At 58.3% G+C, this 22,534-nt stretch carries 17 protein-coding genes; 12 read left to right on the forward strand and 5 right to left on the reverse strand.

Annotation, left to right across the window (positions count from 1 at the left end; genetic code table 11):
- The first annotated feature begins 69 nt into the window (after window positions 1-69).
- From ABD654_RS03875 to ABD654_RS03930, 12 genes are all read left to right on the forward strand, one after another.
- Window positions 70-588, forward strand: coding sequence for a GDP-mannose 4,6-dehydratase (locus ABD654_RS03875; protein WP_344702482.1), 519 nt, complete (start codon window positions 70-72; stop codon window positions 586-588).
- Window positions 589-661: 73 nt separating this feature from the next.
- Window positions 662-1,432: a hypothetical protein gene (locus ABD654_RS03880; RefSeq protein WP_344702483.1), complete on the forward strand. Its 771-nt coding sequence runs from the start codon at window positions 662-664 to the stop codon at window positions 1,430-1,432.
- A 13-nt stretch (window positions 1,433-1,445) separates the two neighbouring features.
- Entirely contained in the window at window positions 1,446-2,168 is a 723-nt protein-coding gene (locus ABD654_RS03885) for a hypothetical protein (protein WP_344702484.1), read from the forward strand.
- Window positions 2,159-2,980: a capsule biosynthesis GfcC family protein gene (locus tag ABD654_RS03890; protein WP_344702485.1), complete on the forward strand. Its 822-nt coding sequence runs from the start codon at window positions 2,159-2,161 to the stop codon at window positions 2,978-2,980. Before ABD654_RS03885 ends, ABD654_RS03890 begins: the two co-directional genes overlap by 10 nt.
- Window positions 2,981-3,317: 337 nt before the next feature.
- Window positions 3,318-4,181, forward strand: coding sequence for an RRXRR domain-containing protein (locus ABD654_RS03895; protein WP_344702486.1), 864 nt, complete (start codon window positions 3,318-3,320; stop codon window positions 4,179-4,181).
- Between the two features lie 72 nt (window positions 4,182-4,253).
- Complete coding sequence (locus ABD654_RS03900) at window positions 4,254-6,365, forward strand: YjbH domain-containing protein (protein WP_344702487.1); 2,112 nt, start codon at window positions 4,254-4,256, stop codon at window positions 6,363-6,365.
- 157 nt (window positions 6,366-6,522) lie between these two features.
- Complete coding sequence (locus ABD654_RS03905) at window positions 6,523-7,653, forward strand: polysaccharide export protein (RefSeq protein ID WP_464387778.1); 1,131 nt, start codon at window positions 6,523-6,525, stop codon at window positions 7,651-7,653.
- On the forward strand, window positions 7,653-8,090 hold the full coding sequence (locus ABD654_RS03910) for a low molecular weight protein-tyrosine-phosphatase (RefSeq protein WP_344702489.1): 438 nt from the start codon (window positions 7,653-7,655) through the stop codon (window positions 8,088-8,090). Before ABD654_RS03905 ends, ABD654_RS03910 begins: the two co-directional genes overlap by 1 nt.
- A 63-nt stretch (window positions 8,091-8,153) precedes the next feature.
- Window positions 8,154-10,349 (forward strand): polysaccharide biosynthesis tyrosine autokinase, encoded by a 2,196-nt coding sequence (locus tag ABD654_RS03915; RefSeq protein ID WP_344702490.1) that lies wholly within the window; start codon window positions 8,154-8,156, stop codon window positions 10,347-10,349.
- Window positions 10,350-10,479: 130 nt separating this feature from the next.
- Window positions 10,480-11,010: a transcription/translation regulatory transformer protein RfaH gene (gene rfaH / locus ABD654_RS03920; RefSeq protein WP_344702491.1), complete on the forward strand. Its 531-nt coding sequence runs from the start codon at window positions 10,480-10,482 to the stop codon at window positions 11,008-11,010.
- 125 nt (window positions 11,011-11,135) lie between these two features.
- Entirely contained in the window at window positions 11,136-11,894 is a 759-nt protein-coding gene (gene nagB, locus ABD654_RS03925; RefSeq protein WP_344702492.1) for a glucosamine-6-phosphate deaminase, read from the forward strand.
- A gap of 93 nt (window positions 11,895-11,987) precedes the next feature.
- Entirely contained in the window at window positions 11,988-15,530 is a 3,543-nt protein-coding gene (locus ABD654_RS03930) for a DEAD/DEAH box helicase (protein WP_344702493.1), read from the forward strand.
- Window positions 15,531-15,617: 87 nt separating this feature from the next.
- Here the strand turns inward: ABD654_RS03930 and ABD654_RS03935 are convergent, their stop codons facing one another.
- The 5 genes from ABD654_RS03935 to ABD654_RS03955 form a co-directional block, all read right to left on the reverse strand.
- Window positions 15,618-16,196 carry an ElyC/SanA/YdcF family protein gene (locus ABD654_RS03935; RefSeq protein WP_344702494.1) on the reverse strand — a complete coding sequence of 193 codons (579 nt, stop codon included), beginning with the start codon at window positions 16,194-16,196 and terminating at the stop codon, window positions 15,618-15,620.
- 196 nt (window positions 16,197-16,392) lie between these two features.
- Window positions 16,393-17,409, reverse strand: coding sequence for a UDP-glucose 4-epimerase GalE (galE, locus tag ABD654_RS03940; RefSeq protein WP_344702495.1), 1,017 nt, complete (start codon window positions 17,407-17,409; stop codon window positions 16,393-16,395).
- Window positions 17,410-17,562: 153 nt separating this feature from the next.
- Window positions 17,563-19,887: a tyrosine-type recombinase/integrase gene (locus ABD654_RS03945; RefSeq protein ID WP_344702496.1), complete on the reverse strand. Its 2,325-nt coding sequence runs from the start codon at window positions 19,885-19,887 to the stop codon at window positions 17,563-17,565.
- Complete coding sequence (locus tag ABD654_RS03950) at window positions 19,875-22,244, reverse strand: site-specific integrase (protein WP_344702497.1); 2,370 nt, start codon at window positions 22,242-22,244, stop codon at window positions 19,875-19,877. Before ABD654_RS03950 ends, ABD654_RS03945 begins: the two co-directional genes overlap by 13 nt.
- A gap of 1 nt (window position 22,245) precedes the next feature.
- Entirely contained in the window at window positions 22,246-22,431 is a 186-nt protein-coding gene (locus ABD654_RS03955) for a hypothetical protein (RefSeq protein ID WP_344702498.1), read from the reverse strand.
- Between the last annotated feature and the right edge of the window lie 103 nt (window positions 22,432-22,534).

Below are 22,534 nucleotides of genomic sequence, written 5' to 3' on the forward strand. Positions count from 1 at the left end.
CGCTGATGGTCATGTTGCCTGCTGGGTGGGGGAGTCGAATGACGGTACTATGCCTGAAGGAACAGCGGGTTGGCGAGTCTCATCCGACGCCACCTGAATAGTTACGTGCCGTTTATCGCCCAGGTGGCGGTAGGCCGGCGCGAGGCGCTGTCAGTCTTTGGCAACGACTACCCTACCCCCGACGGCACCGGGGTGCGCGACTATATCCACGTGATGGATCTGGTCGAAGGTCATCTGGCCGCCATGCAGGTGCTGGCCTCGCGCCGGGGCGTGGGTATCTGGAACCTGGGCACCGGGCGCGGCTATTCGGTGCTGGAAATGATCAAAGCCTTCGAGAAAGCCTCCGGCCGGCCGGTACCGTACCGTATTGAACCGCGCCGAGAAGGCGATATTGCCGAGTGCTGGGCGGACCCAACGCTTGCCCGGGAAGCATTCGACTGGCAAGCTCAGCCGCGGGCTGGACGCCATGCTCACAGATACCTGGCGCTGGCGGCGGCAGAATCCCAGCGGGTACCCGGCTACTTGACGCTACGCCAACCCTGCGGCGGCTTTAACGACTCTGCCAAACGCTGGCAGGCATTGCGCTGAGCGGCTGCCTTGTTCATTTTCATACGCTGTACCAGTACTCTATCAAACGATAGAACTTAAGGAGACATTAGCAATGAATAATAAGATCGCGTTATTAGCAGCCATGGGAATGCTGAGTGCTCCGCTGGCCATGGCCCAAAGCACCAGCGTACCGGCCTCTGCCGCACAGACACAGGCAGGAGTGCAAAGCGGCGGTGCTTCAGGCCTTGCAAATGCGCTGGGCGTTAGCACCACCACGTTGACTGTGGGGGCCGCCGCAGCGGCAGCCGTGGCGGTCGGCGTTGCCGCTAGCGCCAGTGGCGGATCTGGAAGCTCTTCTGGTGCCCCGGATGAAGGCCCCGGTGGCTCTGGCGGCGATGGCTCTGGCGGCGATGGCTCCGGCGGCAATGGCTCCGGCGGCGATGGCTCCGGCGGCGATGGCTCCGGCGGCGATGGCTCCGGCGGCGGCAATAATGATGGCGACGACGAATCCGGCGGTAACGGCGGCGGTGACAACGATAGCAACGATGGATCAACCGGCACTACTGGCACTACCGGAACCAACGATTCTGACGACGACGAATCCGGCGGTAACGGCGGCGGTGACGACGATAGCAACGATGGATCAACCGGCACCACTGGCACTACCGGAACCAACGATTCCGACGACGACGAATCCGGCGGTAACGGCGGCGGTGACGACGATAGCAGCGATGGATCAACCGGCACCACTGGCACTACCGGAACCAACGGTTCCGACGACGACGAATCCAGCGGTAACGGCGGCGGATCCGGCGGCAACGGTGGCGGCAGCACCGGCACTACCGGCACGACTGGAACTACCGGCACCACCGGCACCTTTTAACTGGGAAACCTACATGCCGCATGCCACAGCAAACGGCCTACAATCCGAAGCCGCTCAAGGGCGGCTCTCTTATGTAGCCAAACAGATCGCGCCACTGCCGGCGTGGTCTATCGGGCTGCTGATGCTTTTTCTGTTAGGCGGATGTGTCAACGGCCGCACCTCGGCGACAGCCGATGTATTCGCTGAAGTTTTTGCGCCGCCGGATGACCAAACCAGTCGCGCGGCTGACATTCCCTTTGCGAGCTTATCCATCGACACAGGCGAGCGCAGCGGACTCGTCGTGCTGGGCGCCATCAGCGGCTCTAATACTTTCTGGCCAACGGGTCACCACGGTCTCATCTCCCTGCGTCACGACGGTCTACAAGCCACGGCAGGCCTGAGCGAAGACCTGCTTGATACACGTTACCCACAAAGCGAGAAAGACACGCCGCCGCCATGGCGGCAAAAATCGCCCCGTTCCTTCGATCTTATTCGCACCTGGCAAGACACCGAAGGACTGATTCAAACTCTAAGCGCGGATGGCCAATTAACATGCGGACCTGCAAAGCAACGCAAGCTTCCGCTGGCGACACTAAAGCTGGAGCCCTGCACGCTAACTCTTGACTGGCAAGACGGTCGCACAACCCAAGGCACGCTTTGGCGCGCCCCGGACAGCCTTCACGTATGGGCAGGCGAAGAGCAAGCCTGGCCCGACGGCCCAACCATTCGTTGGGAGGTCGCACGACCATGGTGGTAGCAGCGAAGAAGATGCATACGGCTTCGGCGATACACCTGAAACGTCGACTGGGCGCTTTCACAACGGCAATGTGCCTGGCGCTGGCACCGTTGCCTGCACTGGGGCAGACCAGTTCAACCAAACTTTCTGAAGGGTGGCTCAATAGCTTATCGTCGGCTCCAGCCATTGTCTGGAGCCATGCCTTCGCGCTGCGCGATAACACTGCCGCCACCGTAGACAGTAAGCGACGCCGGCTGATAGCCGAGCTGGAAACACTCATTACCAGCGCGCGGCTCAACAACGGCGGGGCAAGCGCTGACGGGCTAACCGTTTGGCGCCAACGGTTAGCAGAAGATAAAAGCTTGCCGGCCAGAACGCCGGGGCGTTTTGATCTACCTTGGCTGGGCGCCCATCCGCGCCAGGACCCACCACTTGCCAAAGTAGCCCTGTGGGGCAGTTGTAAACCGCCGGCCTGGGTCGAGATATGGCATCTAAAAGGCGTAACTCGGCTGCCCTGGCAGGCAGGCATGACTCTGGATGAAGCGCTCAAACAGCTACCACCAGATGCCTATGCTAGCGCCGATAATGCCTGGCTGATTACGCCAACGGGGAAGCAACACCGCCGCGGCATTGCTGCCTGGAACGCCGAGCCTACCCCGCTAACGCCCGGAAGCCGGGTAACGCTGGCGCTGCCTGATACTAAACGTTCTCTTTCCGGTTTACTTTCTTCACGTTCTTCAACGGCAAGCCGGCTTATTAACCAGCGCTTGCCTACCTACCTGGCTACACGACTTCCCAGTGACGATTGCACGATATGGCGCAAGGATACGTGACACGCGATACAGCGCGGGCAATAGCCGGCAAGGAACGAGTCAACTACCTCTCCCTGAAGGGAAGAGGCTTGTGAAAACAGGCCCGGTTGACCAAGGAGAGCGGGCAACATGGCCGCTACGTGGGTAACAGGTCGTCAAAACTCACCAGTGGATGCTTCCTCAGTCTGCTGCTCTGAAAGGTCTGGATCATGCGGGCGCAAGGTAAAACGCCGAAGGTTCTGACCGCTGCTGATAGCGTATCGTCGGCAGGAGCCGGTTATCGACATTCCCGAGGGGAGACGGATCGAACGATCCGCGACACAGGGCCCGTAAGGGCATTGATCAGGAGGAAATCGCCATGGCGGTTTTCGTATGGGATAAACACAAGCAGCCGTTGATGCCGTGCAGCGAAAAACGCGCCCGATTGCTGCTGGAACGCGGTCGCGCCGTGGTACATAAACGCTACCCGTTCGCGATCCGACTCAAGGATCGGGTGGGCGGCGACACGCAACCGCTGCGTTTGAAGCTCGATCCGGGCAGCAAGACGACCGGATTGGCCATGGTGCGGGCGTATCTGCTGGAAAAGTGGGGGCGGGCATGTGCCTACTGCGGCGCCACCGAGACGCCGCTGGAAGTTGAGCATGTTGAGCCACGCAGCCGGGGCGGTTCCAGCCGCGTCAGCAATTTGGCTCTGGCGTGTCACGATTGTAATCAAGCCAAAGGCAACCAACCGCTTGGCGACTTCTTTTCCCACGACAAAGGGCTAAAAAAGCGCCTGAAACAACACGGCCACACCGCCTTGGTGAGGCTTGAGCGCGTACAGCGCCAGCTCAAGCAGCCGCTACGCGACGCCAGTGCGGTCAATGCAACCCGCTGGGCGCTGTTTGACACCCTCAAGGCCACCGGGCGCGGCGGTTATCAACGCACTCGACTGACTCGGCACGGTTTCCCTCGTGGCTACCTGATGCAACAAAAACAGGTACACGGTTTTCAGACCGGCGACATGGTGAAAGCCATCGTGCCCACCGGCAGGAAAGCCGGCACGCATACGGGCCGTGTGGCCGTGCGCAAAACCGGCCGCTTCAACACCCAGACGCAACAGGGGGCATTGCAGGGCATTTTGCACAAGCATTGCACCCTGATTCAGCGCGGTGATGGCTACGGCTACCACCTCACGCCATCCATCAACCACAAGGGAGGAGCGGGACAGGCGGTAGCGTAATCCGGGCCGCCCTGCGGGCGACGCGCTATCCCTCCCGGCACTAAAAGTACCGGGTATCCCGCGCAAGTTCTGATGACGAAAGGATTGCTGCAGGCAGCTCTTTTACCACTGTGGCTGGCAAGCAGTGATGCAATGGCCGGCAGCCTGTTCGGTAGCACAGGAGAAAATAATCTAGGCAAGGGGCAAAGCGATTTTGGCGGCATCGGCCTGATGCAAACCCCTACCGCGCGCATGGCTCCGATGGGCAGCATGATGGTTGGCTGGAGCCGCACAGCTCCTTATCGTCGCTATAACGTGTTCTTTCAGCCCGCCGAATGGCTGGAAGGCGGCTTTCGCTATTCCGAGATCGAAAACCGTGATTATCAGGCGGCTTCCGGCGATCGCAACCTGCTCGATAAAGGCCTGGACGTGAAACTTCGCCTGCTTCAAGAGTCGCGCTACGCGCCGCAGCTTGCGCTCGGCCTGCGAGACGTAGGCGGAACAACGCTGTTTGGCGCCGAGTATCTAGCCGCCAGCAAGCGCTGGCACGATTTCGACTTCACTTTGGGGTTGGGCTGGGGATATCTCGGCCATGCTGACGATGCCGGCTCACCGCTGGGCTGGGCGGACGATCGCTTTGACCATCGCCCAGATGACAGCGGCGGCGACCAGGGCGGCGAATTTGCTCTGGATGCGCTATTTCGCGGGCCGGTAGCAGCATTCGGGGGTGTGGAATATCAGACGCCGTGGGATCCGCTGGTCATGCAGCTGGAATACGAGGGCAACGACTACAGCAATGAACCGTCAGGATCCAAGCTTGAACAGGATAGCCGCTTCAACATCGGCGGGCGTCTGGCGCTGACCGATGGCCTCTCCTTACACAGCGGCTGGCAGCGTGGGAATACCGTGATGATGGGGCTTAACTACCGGTTTAACCTGGCCGGCATAAGCCAGATCAAACGCGACCCGCCGCCGGTTGCCACCGATGCCGGGCCGCAGAGAAACTGGCAAGCCGTCAGTAACGCACTGGCAAGCAATGCGGGAATTGCGGTAAGCCGCATTAGCCGCGACGGCCGCGACCTGACCGTCAGCGGCGAACCCATGACCTATCCGTCACTGATGGAAAGCGAAAAGCGCGCCGGGCGCATCCTGCACGCCCAGGCAGATGCCGGCGTGGAACGCTTTCGTTTTCGCTGGGAAAGCCGCGGTTTGGCGCTGCGCGAAGACGTACATGACCGTGAAGCCATGCTGGCGGCAGCAGACTCTGAAGAGTACGAGAGCGATCATCTGTACGGCATCTATTCCCACGCCGATCTGGCAATTGATGCCACAAGTGAACACGGCGAGACGCTCTACCATCATCGCTTTAAAGGGTTCAGCTGGAACTTGGCACCGCGACTTGACCAGAACCTTGGCGGTCCGGACGGCTATTTGTTTCGCCTGTTGGCCGTGCTGAACGCGGAATACCGCACTGATCCCAACGGTTGGTTTTCCGGCGCGGTGGCCGGCACTATCTGGGATAATATGGACAACTACGAGTACATCTCAAATTCCGAGCTGCCACGTGTACGGACCTATATCGGCGAATACCTCTCGAAATCTCAGGTTGGGATTGAAAATCTGCAGTACACCCGTACCGCCCAGCCGGGCGATAACTGGTACGCCATGGGCTATGGTGGCCTGCTGGAAATGATGTATGCCGGCGTCGGTGGCGAGGTGCTATACCGCCCCTTCAACAGCGGCTGGGCGGTAGGCGCTGACCTCAACTGGGTGCGGCAGCGTGCGTTTCAACAACGCTTTGAGCTGCGCGATTACAGCACCTGGACCGGCCACCTTAGCGCCTACGTTGAGACCGGATTTGAAGACGTTCTGGCAAAGGCCAGCGTTGGGCGCTACCTGGCCGGCGACATAGGTACCACGCTGGATTTCTCGCGCGAATTCGACTCTGGCGTGCGCATCGGCGCATGGGCAACCTGGACAGATGCCGGCGACGATTACGGCGAGGGTAGTTTCGACAAGGGGCTTTATCTGTCGATTCCCTTCAATGCACTGTTCACTCGCTCGACTCGCTCACGGGCCACCGTTGCCTGGAAGCCGCTCACGCGCGACGGCGGCGCCAGACTTGGTCGGCGCTACGGGCTCTATGGCCTCACCGAAGAGCGCAACCTGGGATCATATTGGGAGAAATACCCGGACAGCTGGTAATATGCCAATGCTTTTAACGGCGATGATGGCGCTTGCCAGCCGCCGCCGTAACAACAGTACGCTGCCAGATACAACCACAGGCTTCGGGATGCGCCACTGCACTCTGGGCGGCAGCGTGCCCGAACACGCGTCGCTCGACTTCTCAGGGCCCAACACCATGCGCCATTTACCTCCTATCAAGCTTATCGCCACCCTGGGCTGCACTCTCTGGCTTAGCGGCTGCGCCTTTGCCCCCGGCAGCTACTTCGCGTCCGATACCGCAAGCGCTCCGATCAACGACCTTGTCGACGTTGAACCCATCACACCCGGGCTGATCAATGCACAGCGTGCCGCACCGGACCGTGACACTATGCGCCAGGCCAGCCAAAAACAGCGCGCCAGCATTGATGGCTACCAGTACCGCATCGGCAAGGGCGACGTACTGAGCATTACCGTATACGACCATCCGGAGCTGACCATCCCCTCGGGCAGCGAGCGCAGCGCCGCCGAGGCCGGTAATACCGTGCACGACGACGGCACCATTTTTTACCCTTTCATTGGCCGTATCGACGTACAGGGCAGCACCGTGCGCGAAGTGCGCAGCCGCATCGCCCGGCGCCTGACTCCCTACATTGCCGAGCCTCAGGTTGAAGTTAAAGTGGCGGCCTTCAAATCCCAGGACGCGCTGATCTCCGGCGAAGTGAAAAACCCGGGACGACAACCTATTACCAACGTCCCCATGACCGTGCTGGACGCCGTTAGCCGCACCGGCGGGCTGACCGATCAGGCCAACTGGCACGGCGTGCAGCTGATGCGCGACGGCGAAATCCATACTCTTTCGCTTTACAACATGCTCAACAAAGGCCAGCTGGGCGACGACATGCTGCTAAAAGACGGCGACGTGCTGCACGTTCCCGAGCTGAACGAGCAGAAAGTGTTCGTCATGGGGGAAGTGGGCGAGCCGCAAACGCTGCCCATGGGGCGTTCACGCATGAGCCTGACCGAAGCCCTTAGCCGCTCGGGCAGCCTGGAAAAGACCCAAGCCGACGCCAGCGGCATCTTTGTTTTCCGCCGCCAGCCCCAGCGCAGCGACAAGCTGGCCACGGTCTATCAGCTTGATGCACGCAACGCTGCCGCCATGGTGCTGGGCACCGAATTCAAGCTTGCGCCCACTGACGTGGTCTACGTGACCACCACCCCGCTCGGACGCTGGAACCGCGTTGTCAATCAGATGCTGCCTACCATCACCTCGGTGTATCAGATTACCCGCACCGCCCGAGACGCCAACGACCTGCGGGACGATTTCTAATGTTTCAGCACATTCTCATCGTTTGCACCGGCAACATCTGCCGCAGCCCGGTCGCCGCCGCCTTACTGGCGCGTGCCCTACCTGAGCGCCGCGTTGAGTCTGCTGGTCTGGGCGCGGTCGTCGGCCACGGCGTTGAACCCACGGCCCGCCGTCTGGGCGAAGCCGACGGGCTCGACCTGGCAGACCACCAGGCACGGCAGCTTACTGCCGGCATGCTGCACGCCGCCGATCTGGTACTGGTCATGAGCGAAGGCCAGCGCCGCGCCGCCGGCGAGCTCGCCCCCGAAGCACTGGGCAAAACCATGCGCCTGGGGCGCTGGCTGGAAAACGGCCAAGGCCGCGACATCCCCGACCCCTATCGTAAAAGCCCGGAAGCATTTGAACACGTCCACCAGCTGCTAAAAGATGCGACCCACAGCTGGGCAACGCGCCTATAACCTTCGTCTTTTACGCTTTGCCCCAGCGGCGCTGCATCACCCAGCTCGGAGAATTCACCCGACATGTCAGATTTGCAAAACCCTGAAACCAGGCCCGCCTCAACGGCGGACGACGAAATCGATCTCGGCCGACTGTTTGGGCTGCTGCTTGACCATAAGTGGTGGATCATCGGCATCACCGCGCTGTTTGCCATTATCGGCGTGGTTTATGCCCTGCTGAGCACGCCGATCTACCGCGCCGATGCACTGATCCAGGTGGAAAAGAAGGCAGGAATCAGCAACCCCCTGGAAGACGTGCAAGCCATGCTCGGTGAAGAGCCCAAAGCCGACACCCAGATCGGCATCCTGCGTTCGCGCCTGGTGCTGGGTCGCGCCGTGGATCAGGAACGCCTGGACCTGTCGGTAACGCCTACCCGCCTGCCCGTCATCGGCAATTTTCTGGTACGCCAAGGCATAGAACGCCCGGGCTTTGCCAGCAGCAGCGTCTGGGCCGGCGAGACGATCAACGTCGGCAACTTCCAGGTAGACGGCCCGCTTGAGGGCGAAGCGTTTACCCTTATCGCCACTGAAGGCAACGGCTATCGGCTACGCCACAACGACAAGCCCCTGGGTAGCGCTCAAATCGGCGACAATGCCCGTTTCATGAACGGCCAGGTCAAGCTGCGCGTCGCCGAACTCACCGCCGCCCCCGGTGCCGAATTTACTCTGGTCAAGCGCTCGCGCCTGGTCACCATTAACGACCTGCGCTCACGCCTTAGCATCAGCCAGCAGGGCAAGGACAGCGGCCTGATCGAGCTTGCGCTAACCGGCGCCGAGCCCGCCCGCGCCAAGCGCGTTCTGGACGCCATCAGCACGGTCTATCTTAACCAGAACATACAGCGCCAGAGCGCCGAGGCCGAGCAAAGTCTGGACTTTCTGGAGCAGCAAGAGCCCGAAATACGCCAGCAGCTGCGCACCGCGGAGAATACGCTGAACCGCTACCGCACCGAGCGCGACAGCGTCGATTTAACCCAGGAAACCAAATCCGTTCTGCAGCGGCTGGTCAACATCGAAGCCAAGCTCAACGAGCTGGACTTCAAGGAAGCGGAAATTTCCCGACGTTTTTCTCCCGGCCATCCCACCTACTCTGCCTTGTTGGACAAAAAGCAGCAGCTCGAAGACGAACGTGAACGGCTCAATGAGCGGGTTGAATCGCTGCCGGAAACCCAGCAGCAGATTCTTCGCCGCACCCGGGATGTCGAGCTCAACCAGGAAATCTACCTGCAGCTGCGCAACAAGATCCAGGAAATGAAGATCGCCAAAGCCAGCACCGTAGGTAACGTGCGTATTCTCGACCACGCCGCGGTACAGCCCGCCCCGGTCGCTCCGAAAAAGAAACTCATCGTGGTGCTGGCCACCCTGCTGGGCGGCATGCTGGCGGTAGGACTGGTGCTGGTGCGTGGTCTTTTTAATCGCGGTGTGGAATCGCCCGAGCAGATTGAAGAAGCCGGCCTGCCCGTTTATGCCACAGTGCCGCTTTCCGACACCCAGCACCAGCTGACCCGGCGCATTAAACGCCGGCGCGAACGCCACGGACAAAGCGTCATGGCCGGCATACTTGCTCACCGCGAGCCCGCCGACACCTCCATCGAGGCGCTGCGCGGGCTGCGCACCAGCCTGCACTTCGCCATGATGGAAGCCGCCGACAACCGCCTGATGGTCAGCGGCCCCAGCCCCGGCGTTGGCAAAAGCTTTGTTTCAGTAAACCTGGGCGCGGTATGCGCCCAGGCCGGGCAGAACGTGCTGGTTATCGATGCCGACATGCGCAAAGGCCACCTTCATCACGCCTTTGGCGGCCAAAGCAGCAGCGGCCTTTCCGAGCTGCTAAGTGGTAAGGCCGCGCTCGACGATGTGCTGCGCAGCTCAGAGCAGGCCGGACTGAACTACGTTGCCCGGGGCAGCGCCCCGCCCAACCCTTCAGAGCTGCTGATGCATAAGAACTTCAGCGACTTTCTGGAGCAGGCCAGCCAGCGCTATGACCTGGTGATTATCGACACCCCGCCGATACTTGCCGTCACCGACGCCGCCATAGTCGGCAAACAGTGCGGCACCAGCCTGATGGTCGCGCGCTTCCAGAAGAACCCGGCCAAAGAACTGGTCATCGCCAACCGTCGTCTGGAAACCACCGGCGTGACGGTCAAGGGCGCCATACTCAACGCCATGGAGCGCAAAGCGGCTACCTCCTACGGATATGGCTACTACAACTACTCGTATAACTAATATACTCCCGCCAATAATGGACGACGCCTCTTGAGTCTTCTGGAGGCGTCGTCAGAAATCGCTAACACGATTTGCGGCAACCTATAGACACAATGGCCTCACGTGAACGTTGCTGACGAGGAGAGTTTTCTTGAAACAAGAGCAAACGCCCGAGACTGACGTACACACGAAAAGCCATCCAGCTTCCTGGTATGTCGTCCAGTGCAAGGCCGGCGAGTCTTTTCGCGCAGCCGACCACCTGGATAACCAGGGGTATGAGGTGTTACACCCGGTTCTCGAGCGAAAGCGCCGCCGCCGAGGCAAACTGACCCTTGTATGCGAACCGTTATTTCCGTTTTATCTCTTTATCAGGCTCGACAAGATCTCGAGCAATTGGGCACCCATTCGCTCCACTCGCGGTGTCCTGCGCATTGTCACGTTCGGTTATGTGCCAGCCGCTGTTCCCGACACGCTGATCGAGCAGCTTGTGCATGGCTCCGATGAGCCTGACGGCGTACACAGTCGATTTTCTCCCGGCGACAGCGTTCAGATTGCCGACGGTCCCTTCAAGGGGCTTGAAGCTATCTTCCAGCATGCCAAAGGCACTGAGCGCGCCGTGGTGCTACTCAATATGCTGCAACATCAACGCTCGGTAGAAATGCCCGGTGATCACCTGCTCTGACAATATCCTGTCCGAACAGACAGGAGCTTATGACAGCTGGTGACAACGTACCGGCTTTGCTATTGATGGACCCCGGGATTCACGCGGAATTTTGCTACTAGACCACACATCGCGGACACCATGCTATGTATCAAGTTTTCAACACCGCAGACGAGGTTTCGCATTTCGCTGCAAAGCGGATCCTGGATTGCATAGCAGCCTCTCCTGATATGGCCCTGGGCCTGGCGACAGGCAGCACGCAGGAATCTTTATACGCGCAACTGGTTCGACTGATCCGACAACGCTCAATCGACGTATCGAAGCTGACGACTTTCAACCTGGATGAGTATATTGGGCTTGGAGAGTGGCACCGCCAAAGCTATCGTTACTATATGCACGAACATCTCTTCAAGCACCTGCCACTCTCCAGGCAAAGGCTACATGTGCCTGATGGCCTGGCCGATAACCCGGAAAAGGCGTGCCAGGCATACTCGGAGGCGATCCGAGCAGCGGGCGGCCTGGATTTTCAGCTCCTGGGGATCGGCTCCAACGGTCACATCGGCTTCAACGAGCCGTACACACCGTTTTCCAGCCGCACCCATACCGTGGCGCTGTCCGATCAAACGCGTCTGGATAACGGGCGCTTTTTCTCCGCCCACAGTGAGGTACCCACCCATGCGATGACGCTGGGTATACAGGATATTCTGGAAGCGCGGGAAATCATGCTTCTGGCGACAGGTCGCCATAAGGCCGATACCATGGCTCAGCTATACCATGGTGATGCCAACGAAGCGTTGCCGGCTTCAGCACTTAAACATCACCATAACGTCACGATCGTCATGGACCGGGAAGCCGCTTCCGGGCTCCCCGAGCACATGCAAAATGCAAATCCCAGGACCCGTTAACGTCCCTTGGGCAAAGCGCGGTCATCTCGAACTCGACGCTCTGGCCTGTCTTGCTCCTGCTTCCTTTCTGTCCGAGCTTTTTAAGGTGTTCTCATGCACAGTGCCATGCTGATGGACGATGCATTAATCTTTTACCGGGCGCTTCAGCGCCATGACTGGCCCACCTATTTTGACCGGAATACGCTGAAGCGCGGCAAGCGTTACGCTGAGCAAGGATTTGTATCAGGGCCAATAAGTCTGGAGCATGAGGATAATAGCCTGGCACTGGCAGGACAGGTCGAAGGTAGCCTCAAGCGCCCATATCGTACGGAAATTGAGATTACCATCGACCCTCACGAACCCGACATGCTGGCGATCTGCACATGTCCCGTGGGAGTCGGTTGTAAACACGCCGTCGCGCTTATTGAAATCTTTCTCCACTATCTCGATGAAAAAGGCTGGACAGCAGCCATGGCCGGCTCTCCACAGCCCGAGGCTGAGGTATCCACCCCCCGGAATGACGACACGCTTGCCAGGTTGCAATGGGAAAGCTGGATTCGTCAGATGGAAGAAGTGCCCCCCGTGGCGCCCGAACACCAGCGCGTCGGCCATGAATATCGCCTGGGCCTACTGTTGGATGTCGGCATGGGACGCTTTTTCAGCAGTGTCCCCAAGCTGGCCGTGATGCCGGTTTGGCTGCGCCCTTCACGACAGCGCGGTCGTGGTAGCGGCTGGGTGGCACCCCGCCGCATCGAATTTGCGTCTGACGGCCAGCTGCAACCCTCACCCGAGGATGGCTGGACGGCCACTGCGGAAGAGGCCGTTGACCGGCTGCTGCACGGCGAAGCAGGTCATATGCATGCCAGAAACCAGGGTCAGTGGCGGCTCGTGTCCACCGATTTACAAGCCCGTGCCTTATGGCGCTTGTTGGAAAGCGATACCCCTCCCCTGCTGTTTTATCAGCAGCAAACAGGCCCTCTGCTGCAGTTTGGAGATCCCTGTCAGCTGGTATCCGACTGGCAAACCGATGACCAGGGCGTTCAGCGGCTCGTGCCATTAACAGAGCCGGCCGATAGCGTATCGGAAGACGCTGTTTTTGCGAGCGTCGGCCGTGACCTCTGCTATCTCGACCCGACATACGAGTACCTGGGCCACCTTGAAGGCACACCAGAGCGTCTGGCCCATGTATACCGCGCCCCGCCATTACCTCCCGGCATCAGCGAATGGCTGGACGATCAGTTTCAACAATCCGACGCATTGGCCCGAACACTGCCAACGCCTCACCGGGTAGAAGAACAGGTGTTGGCGGATGTTTCGCCACAACTCAAAGCCACCATGACGATCGCCATGGGGCAGGTCGGCACGCACCGTGGCATATTGCTTTCCCCTCAACGTGACGCACTGCCCTATTGGGTTCACGTGGGCGCTGCCATTATTCAGTTTAACTACGCAGGCATCGATGTAGCCCCCGAGGAAGGCGACACCGCCACCGGGTATCGTGACGGCAAGCAGCTGACGGTACAGCGCGATGGCAACAAGGAAGTGGCGCTGATCCAGAGCCTGCCTTCCGGCATGGTGCCCCTTGAGCAGCTGTATAAAAACGATGCCTTTCCCGATTATCTGAATCTACCGGGCTGGACCCTGCTGCTGCCAATAGACGGCACGCCACCGACCAGCGCCGAAGAGTGGTCCACACACCTGGCGGCGCCCGATGAATGGTGGGACATGATCGATCAGCTGCGTGAAGCCGGCTGTCGTATCGAGTTTGACCCTGACTTTCCGGAAGAGCCGGTCGTGGTATCCCCGGATGCCTGGCATGGCGAACTGGAACCGGCCGGTAACGGCTGGTTCGATCTGGCATTGGATATTGAAGTCGAGGGAGAAAGGCTCAACCTGCTGCCCATTCTTCGCCAACTGCTTCAGCGCTCGGACTTTCCTCTGGAACCCGAGGAAAATGAGCCGGAAGACGCGACCTGGACTCTGGCGTTGCCGGACAATCGCCAGCTGGAACTGCCGCTGACCAGGCTGCGCTCATTGATGGCGCCGATTCTGGACTGGCTGGATGACCGGGATGATCCCGGTGCCGCAGTCCCCCTCCCCGTCACAGCGGCCGAGCAAATGGCGCCCCTGGCGGAAAACGAACGCTGGGCCGGCCGTGAGCACATGACCGACCTGGCCGACAGGCTGCGCCAACTGCCTACGACCGTGGAAGAACCTCCCGATTTTGCCGGTGAGCTGCGTGACTACCAGGCACGCGGCGTGGCCTGGATGCGCTTTCTGGCCGAACTGGATACAGGCGGCATTCTTGCGGATGACATGGGGCTGGGCAAAACCATACAGGTGCTGGCTCATATACTCGATGAGCGCGCTCGCGGCACGCTAACAGCTCCCGTGCTGGTGGTAGCCCCCACCAGCCTGGTAGGAAACTGGTGGTCGGAGACGGCCCATTTTGCCCCGGAACTGACAGTGGTAGCGCTGCAAAGCGGCAAGGCAAAGCGTATGCGGCAATTTGATGAAGCGCTTGCCGACGCCGACCTGGTGATCACAACCTATGCCTTGATCAACCGTGATCTGGAGCGCCTCCAGGAGACCCACTTCGGGCTGTTGGTACTGGATGAAGCCCAGGCAATCAAAAACGCTGCCAGTCAATCGGCACGCGCCGTACGCCAACTTAACGCCGAGCGCACCCTGGCCATGACCGGCACACCGCTGGAAAACCACCTGGGCGAGCTATGGGCACAGTTGGATGTGGTCGCCCCCGGGGCCCTGGGGTCCCAGCAGTGGTTTGGGCGGCATTTTCGTACGCCCATCGAAAAAGACGGCGACGTAACGTTGCGAGAACGCCTGACACGACGTATTTCACCGTTGATGTTGCGTCGTGGAAAGCAGCAAGTGTTGGCCGAGCTACCCGACATCACCGAGCAACGTCACGATATCACGCTGAGTGGCGCTCAGCGCGAGCTGTATGAAAGCCTGCGCCTGGCCCAACATCAGCGGGTACAGCAGGCCATCGCCGAGCGGGGTCTGGCCGGCTCGGGCATCGTGATGCTGGATGCACTACTCAAATTGCGTCAGGTATGTTGCGATCCACGGCTGGTGAAGTTGGACAGCGCTCGCAAGGTACAGCAGTCGGCCAAATTGCAACGGCTGCGAGAGCTGGTATCGCCGCTGGTCGAGGAAGGCCGACATATTCTGATTTTCTCCCAGTTTACCGAGATGCTGACGTTGATCGGTGAAGCGCTGGAAAAGGATGGCATTGCATTCACCACGCTAACCGGTGAGACACCCGGCAAGGCCCGAACAGCGCGTGTGGCGTCATTTCAGCAGGGCGATATCCCCGTGTTTTTGATCAGCTTGAAAGCCGGCGGCACCGGGCTGAACCTCACGGCTGCTGATACCGTGATTCACTACGATCCCTGGTGGAACCCCGCCGTGGAGGCACAGGCTACCGGCCGTGCGCACCGTATGGGGCAGAAAAACCCGGTATTCGTCCACAAGCTTGTTTGTGCAGGCTCCGTTGAGGAGCGCATTCTGGATCTGCAGTCTCGCAAGGCGGACCTGGCAGCATCCATTCTGGAAGGCGGCGAGGAACGTCAGAATGGCGGGGTACTGTTCGACGAAGACGATCTGGCGCTGCTGTTTGCGCCAGTCGCATAGTCTTGTAGCTCCTCGCTACCCTGACAACTTTGGCTACTGTAGTGGCATCGTCCATTTGGCCGGCTGGCTGTATGCATCCGGCCTCTTTCAATGCTCGGCTTTAACCATCAGCAGGCCCAGTGCCTCATAGATAGCACGCTCGGTTTTGCGCAGGTGGCCGGCGGAAGGCACCCAGTATCCCAGGGAGTTTTCCTGCCCGCTGTCCAGCAGGTAGTGCGTCGGCGCGGCAATCGGATCCAGCCCTGCCCGCTGAAAGTGGCGCATTGCACGCGGCATGTGGGAAGCCGACGTCACCAGGGTGACCCTGGCGCCATCACCAAGTAAGTCGTGTACTGCGCGAGCTTCCTCTCCCGTGTCTGTTGGCTGGTCGAGTATGCGTAGCTGCGCCTCATGCACGCCCAGTTCCCTGGCCACTTCGGCGTAGCCCTGAGCGATAGGCGCTTCACCTGGGTCGCGACTGGCCCCGGTTACCACCAACGGCAAATCGGGCGCCTGGCGCCACAGTCGTATGCCCTCCATCAGACGCACAGCGGAACTGTCATACAGCCGCCCGGTGCTCGACCAGGGTGCCTCCGGCCGCCAGCCACCGCCCAGCACTACCACTGCGTCAATGCCTGGTTCACTGGGCAAGGTGTCGCGCGCCGGGTAGTGCGTCTCGAGTGGCATCAGCAGGCGCTCGGCCACCGGCCCCCAGCTGGCCAGTGCCAATAGGCCGACCCCGATGATGGCGAACGACCGCCCCGACCGCCGGCATCGGCGCCCCAGCAGTACCAGACCCACGACTAATAGCCCCAGACTGATGGGCAAGGGCATCAGCAGTTGAGCCACCAGACTTTTGGCTAGCGCGTACATATTAATGCACTTATGCGCCGTAGCCGTTCGGGTTTTGCTGCTGCCAGCGCCAGGTATCGGCCAGCATGTCATTGAGTCCGCGTTCGGCCTGCCAGCCGAGCTCTTCGCTAGCCAGCGCCGGATCCGCCCAGCACTCGGCAATATCGCCTTCACGGCGCGACTCAATTTGGTACGGCACTGCCTGGCCTGACGCTTTTTCAAAGGCCTCGACCATTTCCAGCACCGAATAGCCGCGACCGGTGCCCAGATTCCAGATGCCGACGCCCTGCTGGCCTGCCAGCACCTGCATGGCGGCCCGATGGCCTTCGACGAGATCCATCACGTGGATATAGTCGCGGACGCCGGTGCCGTCCGGTGTGGGATAGTCGTTGCCAAAGATCGATAGCGCCTCGCGCCGCCCTACTGCTACCTGGGCGATAAACGGCACCAGGTTGTTGGGCTTGCCGTTGGGGTCTTCACCGATGCGACCGCTTTCGTGTGCGCCTACCGGATTAAAGTAGCGAAGAAGTGCAATCGACCAGCGCTCATCGGCGCGGGCCAAATCACGCAGCACGTTTTCCACCATCAGTTTGGAGGTGCCGTACGGATTGGTGGGCTGCCCTGTCGGTAGGCCTTCGTGAATTGGCATAGGATGGCCATCGCCATACACCGTGGCCGACGAGCTGAATACCAGCCGGTATATCCCAGCCGCTGCCATGGCCTGGCACAGCGTTAATGTGCCCGCTACGTTATTCTCATAGTAGCGAAGCGGCTCGGCGACGCTTTCGCCCACAGCTTTCAACCCGGCAAAGTGCAGCACGTCGCTGATGGCGTGCTGAGCAAACAGCGCGTCCAAGGCGTCACGATCGCGGATATCGCCTTCAATGAACGTAGGCGTTTTGCCGGCCAACTCAGCCACTCGGCGTAGCGACTCTCGGCTGGCGTTAGCCAGATTGTCGAGCACGACCACGTCGTGTTCTGCCTGCAATAGCGTCAGCACCATGTGCGAGCCGATGTAGCCCGCGCCGCCGGTGACCAGTATGGCCATACTTAACTCCTTGAGATGTATTTGTCTTGAACGTGTTTGGCGTGTTCCATCCTTCGCCCCACAGGGTACCCACACCAACCAAAGTGTGGGGAGAATGTGGTGCGGGGCGTTAGCCCCGCTGGTATTGACTCCTGCCTTGCCGGCAAGGATCGATCAAGCGCGTGCCTGCGGCGCTAACACGTCGCTATGTATTATCCCTAGCGTATGAGCGTAATGTTGCAGCAAAGTGCCGGCATCGCGATGTCCGATCCATTTGGCAACATGCAACAACTGGGTACCGCGTGCCAGCGTGTCGTCCCCCTCGGCACCACAGAAATGCGCTAGCGTCGCGTCCAGTGCGGTATCACAAAACATCCAGTGGTACCGATGGTGTAATGTCGCTTTGAACGCCGGCTTTTGCGCTGCGTATAAGCGAAGCAGCGTCCATGAAACCGCTGCGTGGCGCAGGCCATGGAAATCGATATCCTCACCCAGCACATAACGCATCCAGCCGATGACAGGCGTGATGAGGGATTCACGGGCGAAGGCATCGGGCGAGTGCCGAGGGCCAAACAGTGCTATGTCAGCAAGCAGGCTAGCTGAGCACTCTTTTCTTCTATTGTTGACCCAGGTATTCATTTGCTCAATCACAGACGGCGGTGCCATCACGTGGAGCGCAACGCGACGCCTGGCGGCTGACGTTTTCCCACCTTCGACCTCGATCCAGCATGTATGCTCTCCCTCACCTGCGCCATTTTGCATCACAACATTGTTAAGCGTGAGTGATAACACTTCAGAGGCTCGAAGGCCGCCGTAGAATCCAAGCGCAATAACCAGCGCCATCATTTGTCGCGGATCACCGGCAGGTACATGATCGACCAGGCTGTTCCACACCGTTTCCATGTGATCCGGTGACAGGATCCTGGTGCGCAGCACGCTGGGCGCTAATGATGAGGTGGCGTTGCGAGGCAGAGTAATGCCTTCCAGGGCACCATATTGCTGACAGAACGCCATAAACTGACGCATCGTTTTATAAAATGCCGCCAAAGTACCATCCGACCAGTTTGCGCCTGACGTCGCGGCCTCCTGCAGTTCCAACACCACATCGTCATCCCAGTCGCTCAGATCCAGTATCGCGTTTTGCAGCATCATCGTGATCGGTGTGAGTCGCGAAAGCTGGGTCCGGGCTGTACCCACCTTGTTGCCCTTGGTACGCAGCTGATGATAGAGAAAATGCAAAACCCACTGCGGGTAACTGCCGCTATGGCCAATGAGCCTCACCAGCTTTTTTTCATGCCGCAACAGTCTGTCTTTCATAGGCGGTTCAAATCGAGCAGCGCTGACCTTTTTTGTATCCATCTCTGCTACTTCAGCCAAAAACTGCCGCAGCAAATTCTTGGCTTGCCGCGCCCAGCCCACCGGCAAATGATCCGTATCAATCAATGCCAAACCGGCCGGTTGGGTTTGCTGTCCGAGCTCAGGCACTGGAGCAGAAGCGTTTGCAATTGTAGGCCTATCAGGCAGCCGGCCGTACCGCTCGCCAGGCGTGTACCAGTGCGCGGTTTCGCTTTCTGACAAAAGCGGCACTGGCGTGCAGGTGGGTAGCGGATACTGTCGCAACATGCGAGCCCAGAGTGGCGGAATGCCGCGTAGCAGCGGCACATACTGGCTGGCATTCACCAACGTTGACCAGGTGCGTAAGCGGCACCAGTTATCGCTGTCGGCATTCTGCTCTCGTTCTTTGAGGCATTGCTTCGTCGCCGTTTTGAGACGCGTACGCAGCTGTTTAACTCGCTGACGATAATCCAGCGGGGCCCCCTCGGGAGAAAATAGCAGCCAGCCGGTAGGTCGCTTGTTGCCCTCTCGAGATAGCACGGCGCGTAGCGGCACCCAAACATCATCAGGCAGCCGTATTTGATAATGGCCGCCCTCTGCTAACTGCTCTCCGGGGGCGGCGGGAATCGCCCACCATCGCTGACTGATATGCTCACGGGTGAGCATCGCAAGCGTTCCAAGAGCGGTTGTTTCCCCCATCCCAAATCGCGTCATCAGCCGAATTGCCAACACGAGCAACCACGCATCTGGCTGGGCAGTGCGGCGACACCAGCTGAGTATATTTTTATCGAGCTGCACCATCTGTTCGCCAATGTCGAGTGAACGTGCCGTTGTCGGCCAAGGCGTGGGGCGGTGCGTCGGGATCGGCTCAGGTATCAGCACCGCTTGCATACCGGGTATCTGATTGAGCTGCTGCAATACTCGATTGACACGTTTACGCGCGTGCTTTCGGGTTATCGGACGTTTATCCGACAGGCGCCACTCAAACAGTCCGTCAGCAAGCGTTTCTACAAACGCAGTATCCAAGTCCACGCTTGAGACGGGTACATCACCAAAAATAGCCTCGAGGACCCACTTGGTATCGGGCAGGCTGACCGGCTGCACGATGCTGCGTTTCTCATTCTGCCATTGCCCAATCAAGCGCACTGCGTTCAGTCGTGCCATGGCAACTTCTCCCACTTCAAGGACTTATAACCACATAACTTTAACCAGTTATTTAACCGGCGGCGTAGCCCACCGTCGTGATTGATAGTTGCTTCGGCACGTACTGATGACAGGCTGCGGCCATCGCTAGCATGGCCCAGCAGCGCATCAACTTCTGCATCGGAAACCCTCTCTCGCAGCCAGCTGGCAAGCGAATGTCGGGCTACGTTATCAGCTAGATCTTTCGTAGTCGTCAGCGGTAATGATTGTAGGTCGGACCAGCACATATCACGCAATATTAGTCGGCGGCTACGCCCCTTCTCTTCTAGCCAATCCGGCGTGTTACGATCGCTGGTGCGACGATCTTCGACCGTGATATCTTCATCACGTAACTGACGCAACAAAGCATCAGTCCAACACTGAAGTTTAAACAACGCGTTTTTAATATCTGTCAGCAATGGAATCACACGTGATTCTACGCCGCGAGCTGAGTTTTTATCATGAAGCCATTGCCATTTCCCGGAAAAAGTATTTTGACTCTCGGGGCCAATCGGTCGCGCACCCGTAGATAATTGCCAAGCCAGCAGATGGTATGCCGCGACATATTGGTAAAGAGCTATAAGGCTTCGACGCGGAAATTCTTGACCGCTCCACCACATCGCGAGCTCATCAATAGGCAAACCCATGGCTTCTCGCAGTTCTGCGAATAATGGCAAAAATGCGCATGGCGGTTGTGCTACGGCAGACCCTACTGTATTACCATCGCTATTGCTATCCGCTTTAACTTCAGTGCTATTCGGCTTCGTGTCAGTATAAATGATGCCCAAACTTTTTATTGTATGAGTAAAAACATGCTGAACTTCGGTGCGTGGTATACTGCGGTAGGCCGCCGGCGCCGACAGCGTTAAGCCGAACTGTCCCGTTAGCATTTCAGCGGCGACATCGTCACGCGCATGGGGACGACGCCATAGCCAGCTGGTGGCTCTAAGTCTGTTTGCCGTTGGGATAATGCCTGCATGCCTTCGAAAGTTATTTTTCAATTTACGGTTCAGTTCACCGAGAACCCCTCGGAAAGGACGATCATGTTGACTTGGTTCGGGATCTGAAAGAGCCGTCGCTAAAATATCAGGCAACTTCAGAATTACCCATTGACAATATTTATCTTTGTTGGATTTGTTAGCACCTGGGCCATCGAGCAATCGATACCACAGCTCATTGGTCTCAGGAAAAAAGATTGGGTGGTCTTTAGTGATCGCGGCAATATCTACATCATCTTCCGAAAGCGTCTCAAGCGTTATTATGCGCTTAACCGGCATGCCGGTAGTTAACAATAAAACAGCTAGAGCATATTCAATCGGTTTTAATGATACTGCGAGGGACTCCTTTACTTTTTCAGGAGTGAGACGCGACAAATCATTCACGGTAGATAAAGAAGCAGTCGCCGCGCTATTGATCCAGCGTTGAACTATTTTTCGATCATCGCTGGGCGTCAATGCTGAAGAGGTTTTTCGTTGCAGAACTGGCTGCTCATTTTCTTCTGCATTGTCAGCAGCTGTAGATGTGCTGATAGGATGAAAACCCAGGACAGTCGCTTCTGTATCTGCGAGCTCATCGGCTTTTTGATTTTTGTCTGGATCAGGCGGCTGAGATACACGGGTACGTTTCGGCGGAGACACGCTGGCCAATTTTTTAACTCTCACATCATGCCAATCATCTGTTTTTTCGCGCTTTTTCTGAGCACCGCCCCGTCGTCCTCCAGGCGAGCGACGGATCAACTCCCCAGGGCTGAGTTCATCCTGATAAATTTCAGTAAAAATTTGATAAGACCGATCAAGTTGCCGTCTTTGACTATATAAGGCATCACTTCGGATAGCGGAATAAAAGAACTTATCAGGTTTTTCTGCTTCCTTATCAGCTTGATAATCAGCTCCGATGACTGCCATTAAAACATGTCGAACAGCAAGCACATGACTATAAAAATTGTGTCGAGACGTATTAAGTCCCGTCGTTAAATCTGAAAACCAATCATTAATCAGCTGACGCCCAAGAGAATACTTATGATCGCCAGCAGTGCCCAGAAACCTGGGGTTGGTCATCGCAAAAAACACGGGGTATAACGACCCAATTTTTCTGGGACGCTCAAATGGGATATTTTCATTCGATGAAAGATTTTGGATGGCACCTTTCAAATCAAGATCATCATGATCCCATCCAAAAACCTCAACGGCGTTTTTTAGCGATTTAATACTAAGAGGTGGTTGAACATAACGAACCACTTGCATGATGGCTTTTTCATCATGCGTAGGAAGGCCAGATTGATCAATAGCTTCTTTCCACTGATCATAAATCTCGCCTGGATAAAAAATCTCATCAGACATGCTACTCTAAATCCTTTTGAAGTGTATCAAAAAGCTGTGCCGTTTGATGCTTCTCAGCTTTCACTTTACTATGATCAGCGTCACTCTTAAGTGTAGCACACACCTCATTATCACCCGACGCCTCATCATCAACTTTTTTGTTTTCTTTTTCTTCTACAACACTATCATAACAGCTCTTCTTATCCACCCGGCTTATTCACCGGAACGCTGATTGGGCATCCTGAAGCCCCGGGGAGCCGGTAGCTCGTCGCCGAACGCCGATTTCGAGACGGCATCGTCTTCCGGTGACG

Source organism: Halomonas cibimaris, from assembly GCF_039537045.1.
GTDB lineage: Bacteria > Pseudomonadota > Gammaproteobacteria > Pseudomonadales > Halomonadaceae > Vreelandella > Vreelandella cibimaris.

Excerpts from the sequence above, each read along its gene's own strand:
- ABD654_RS03880 (WP_344702483.1), top strand. The coding sequence starts at position 662 with ATGAATAATAAGATCGCGTTATTAGCAGCCATGGGAATGCTGAGTGCT.
- ABD654_RS03885 (WP_344702484.1), top strand. The coding sequence starts at position 1,446 with ATGCCGCATGCCACAGCAAACGGCCTACAATCCGAAGCCGCTCAAGGG.
- ABD654_RS03890 (WP_344702485.1), top strand. The coding sequence starts at position 2,159 with ATGGTGGTAGCAGCGAAGAAGATGCATACGGCTTCGGCGATACACCTG.
- ABD654_RS03895 (WP_344702486.1), top strand. The coding sequence starts at position 3,318 with ATGGCGGTTTTCGTATGGGATAAACACAAGCAGCCGTTGATGCCGTGC.
- ABD654_RS03900 (WP_344702487.1), top strand. The coding sequence starts at position 4,254 with ATGACGAAAGGATTGCTGCAGGCAGCTCTTTTACCACTGTGGCTGGCA.
- ABD654_RS03905 (WP_464387778.1), top strand. The coding sequence starts at position 6,523 with ATGCGCCATTTACCTCCTATCAAGCTTATCGCCACCCTGGGCTGCACT.
- ABD654_RS03910 (WP_344702489.1), top strand. The coding sequence starts at position 7,653 with ATGTTTCAGCACATTCTCATCGTTTGCACCGGCAACATCTGCCGCAGC.
- ABD654_RS03915 (WP_344702490.1), top strand. The coding sequence starts at position 8,154 with ATGTCAGATTTGCAAAACCCTGAAACCAGGCCCGCCTCAACGGCGGAC.
- nagB (WP_344702492.1), top strand. The coding sequence starts at position 11,136 with ATGTATCAAGTTTTCAACACCGCAGACGAGGTTTCGCATTTCGCTGCA.
- ABD654_RS03930 (WP_344702493.1), top strand. The coding sequence starts at position 11,988 with ATGCACAGTGCCATGCTGATGGACGATGCATTAATCTTTTACCGGGCG.
- ABD654_RS03935 (WP_344702494.1), bottom strand. The coding sequence starts at position 16,196 with ATGCCACTCGAGACGCACTACCCGGCGCGCGACACCTTGCCCAGTGAA.
- galE (WP_344702495.1), bottom strand. The coding sequence starts at position 17,409 with ATGGCCATACTGGTCACCGGCGGCGCGGGCTACATCGGCTCGCACATG.
- ABD654_RS03945 (WP_344702496.1), bottom strand. The coding sequence starts at position 19,887 with ATGGCACGACTGAACGCAGTGCGCTTGATTGGGCAATGGCAGAATGAG.
- ABD654_RS03950 (WP_344702497.1), bottom strand. The coding sequence starts at position 22,244 with ATGTCTGATGAGATTTTTTATCCAGGCGAGATTTATGATCAGTGGAAA.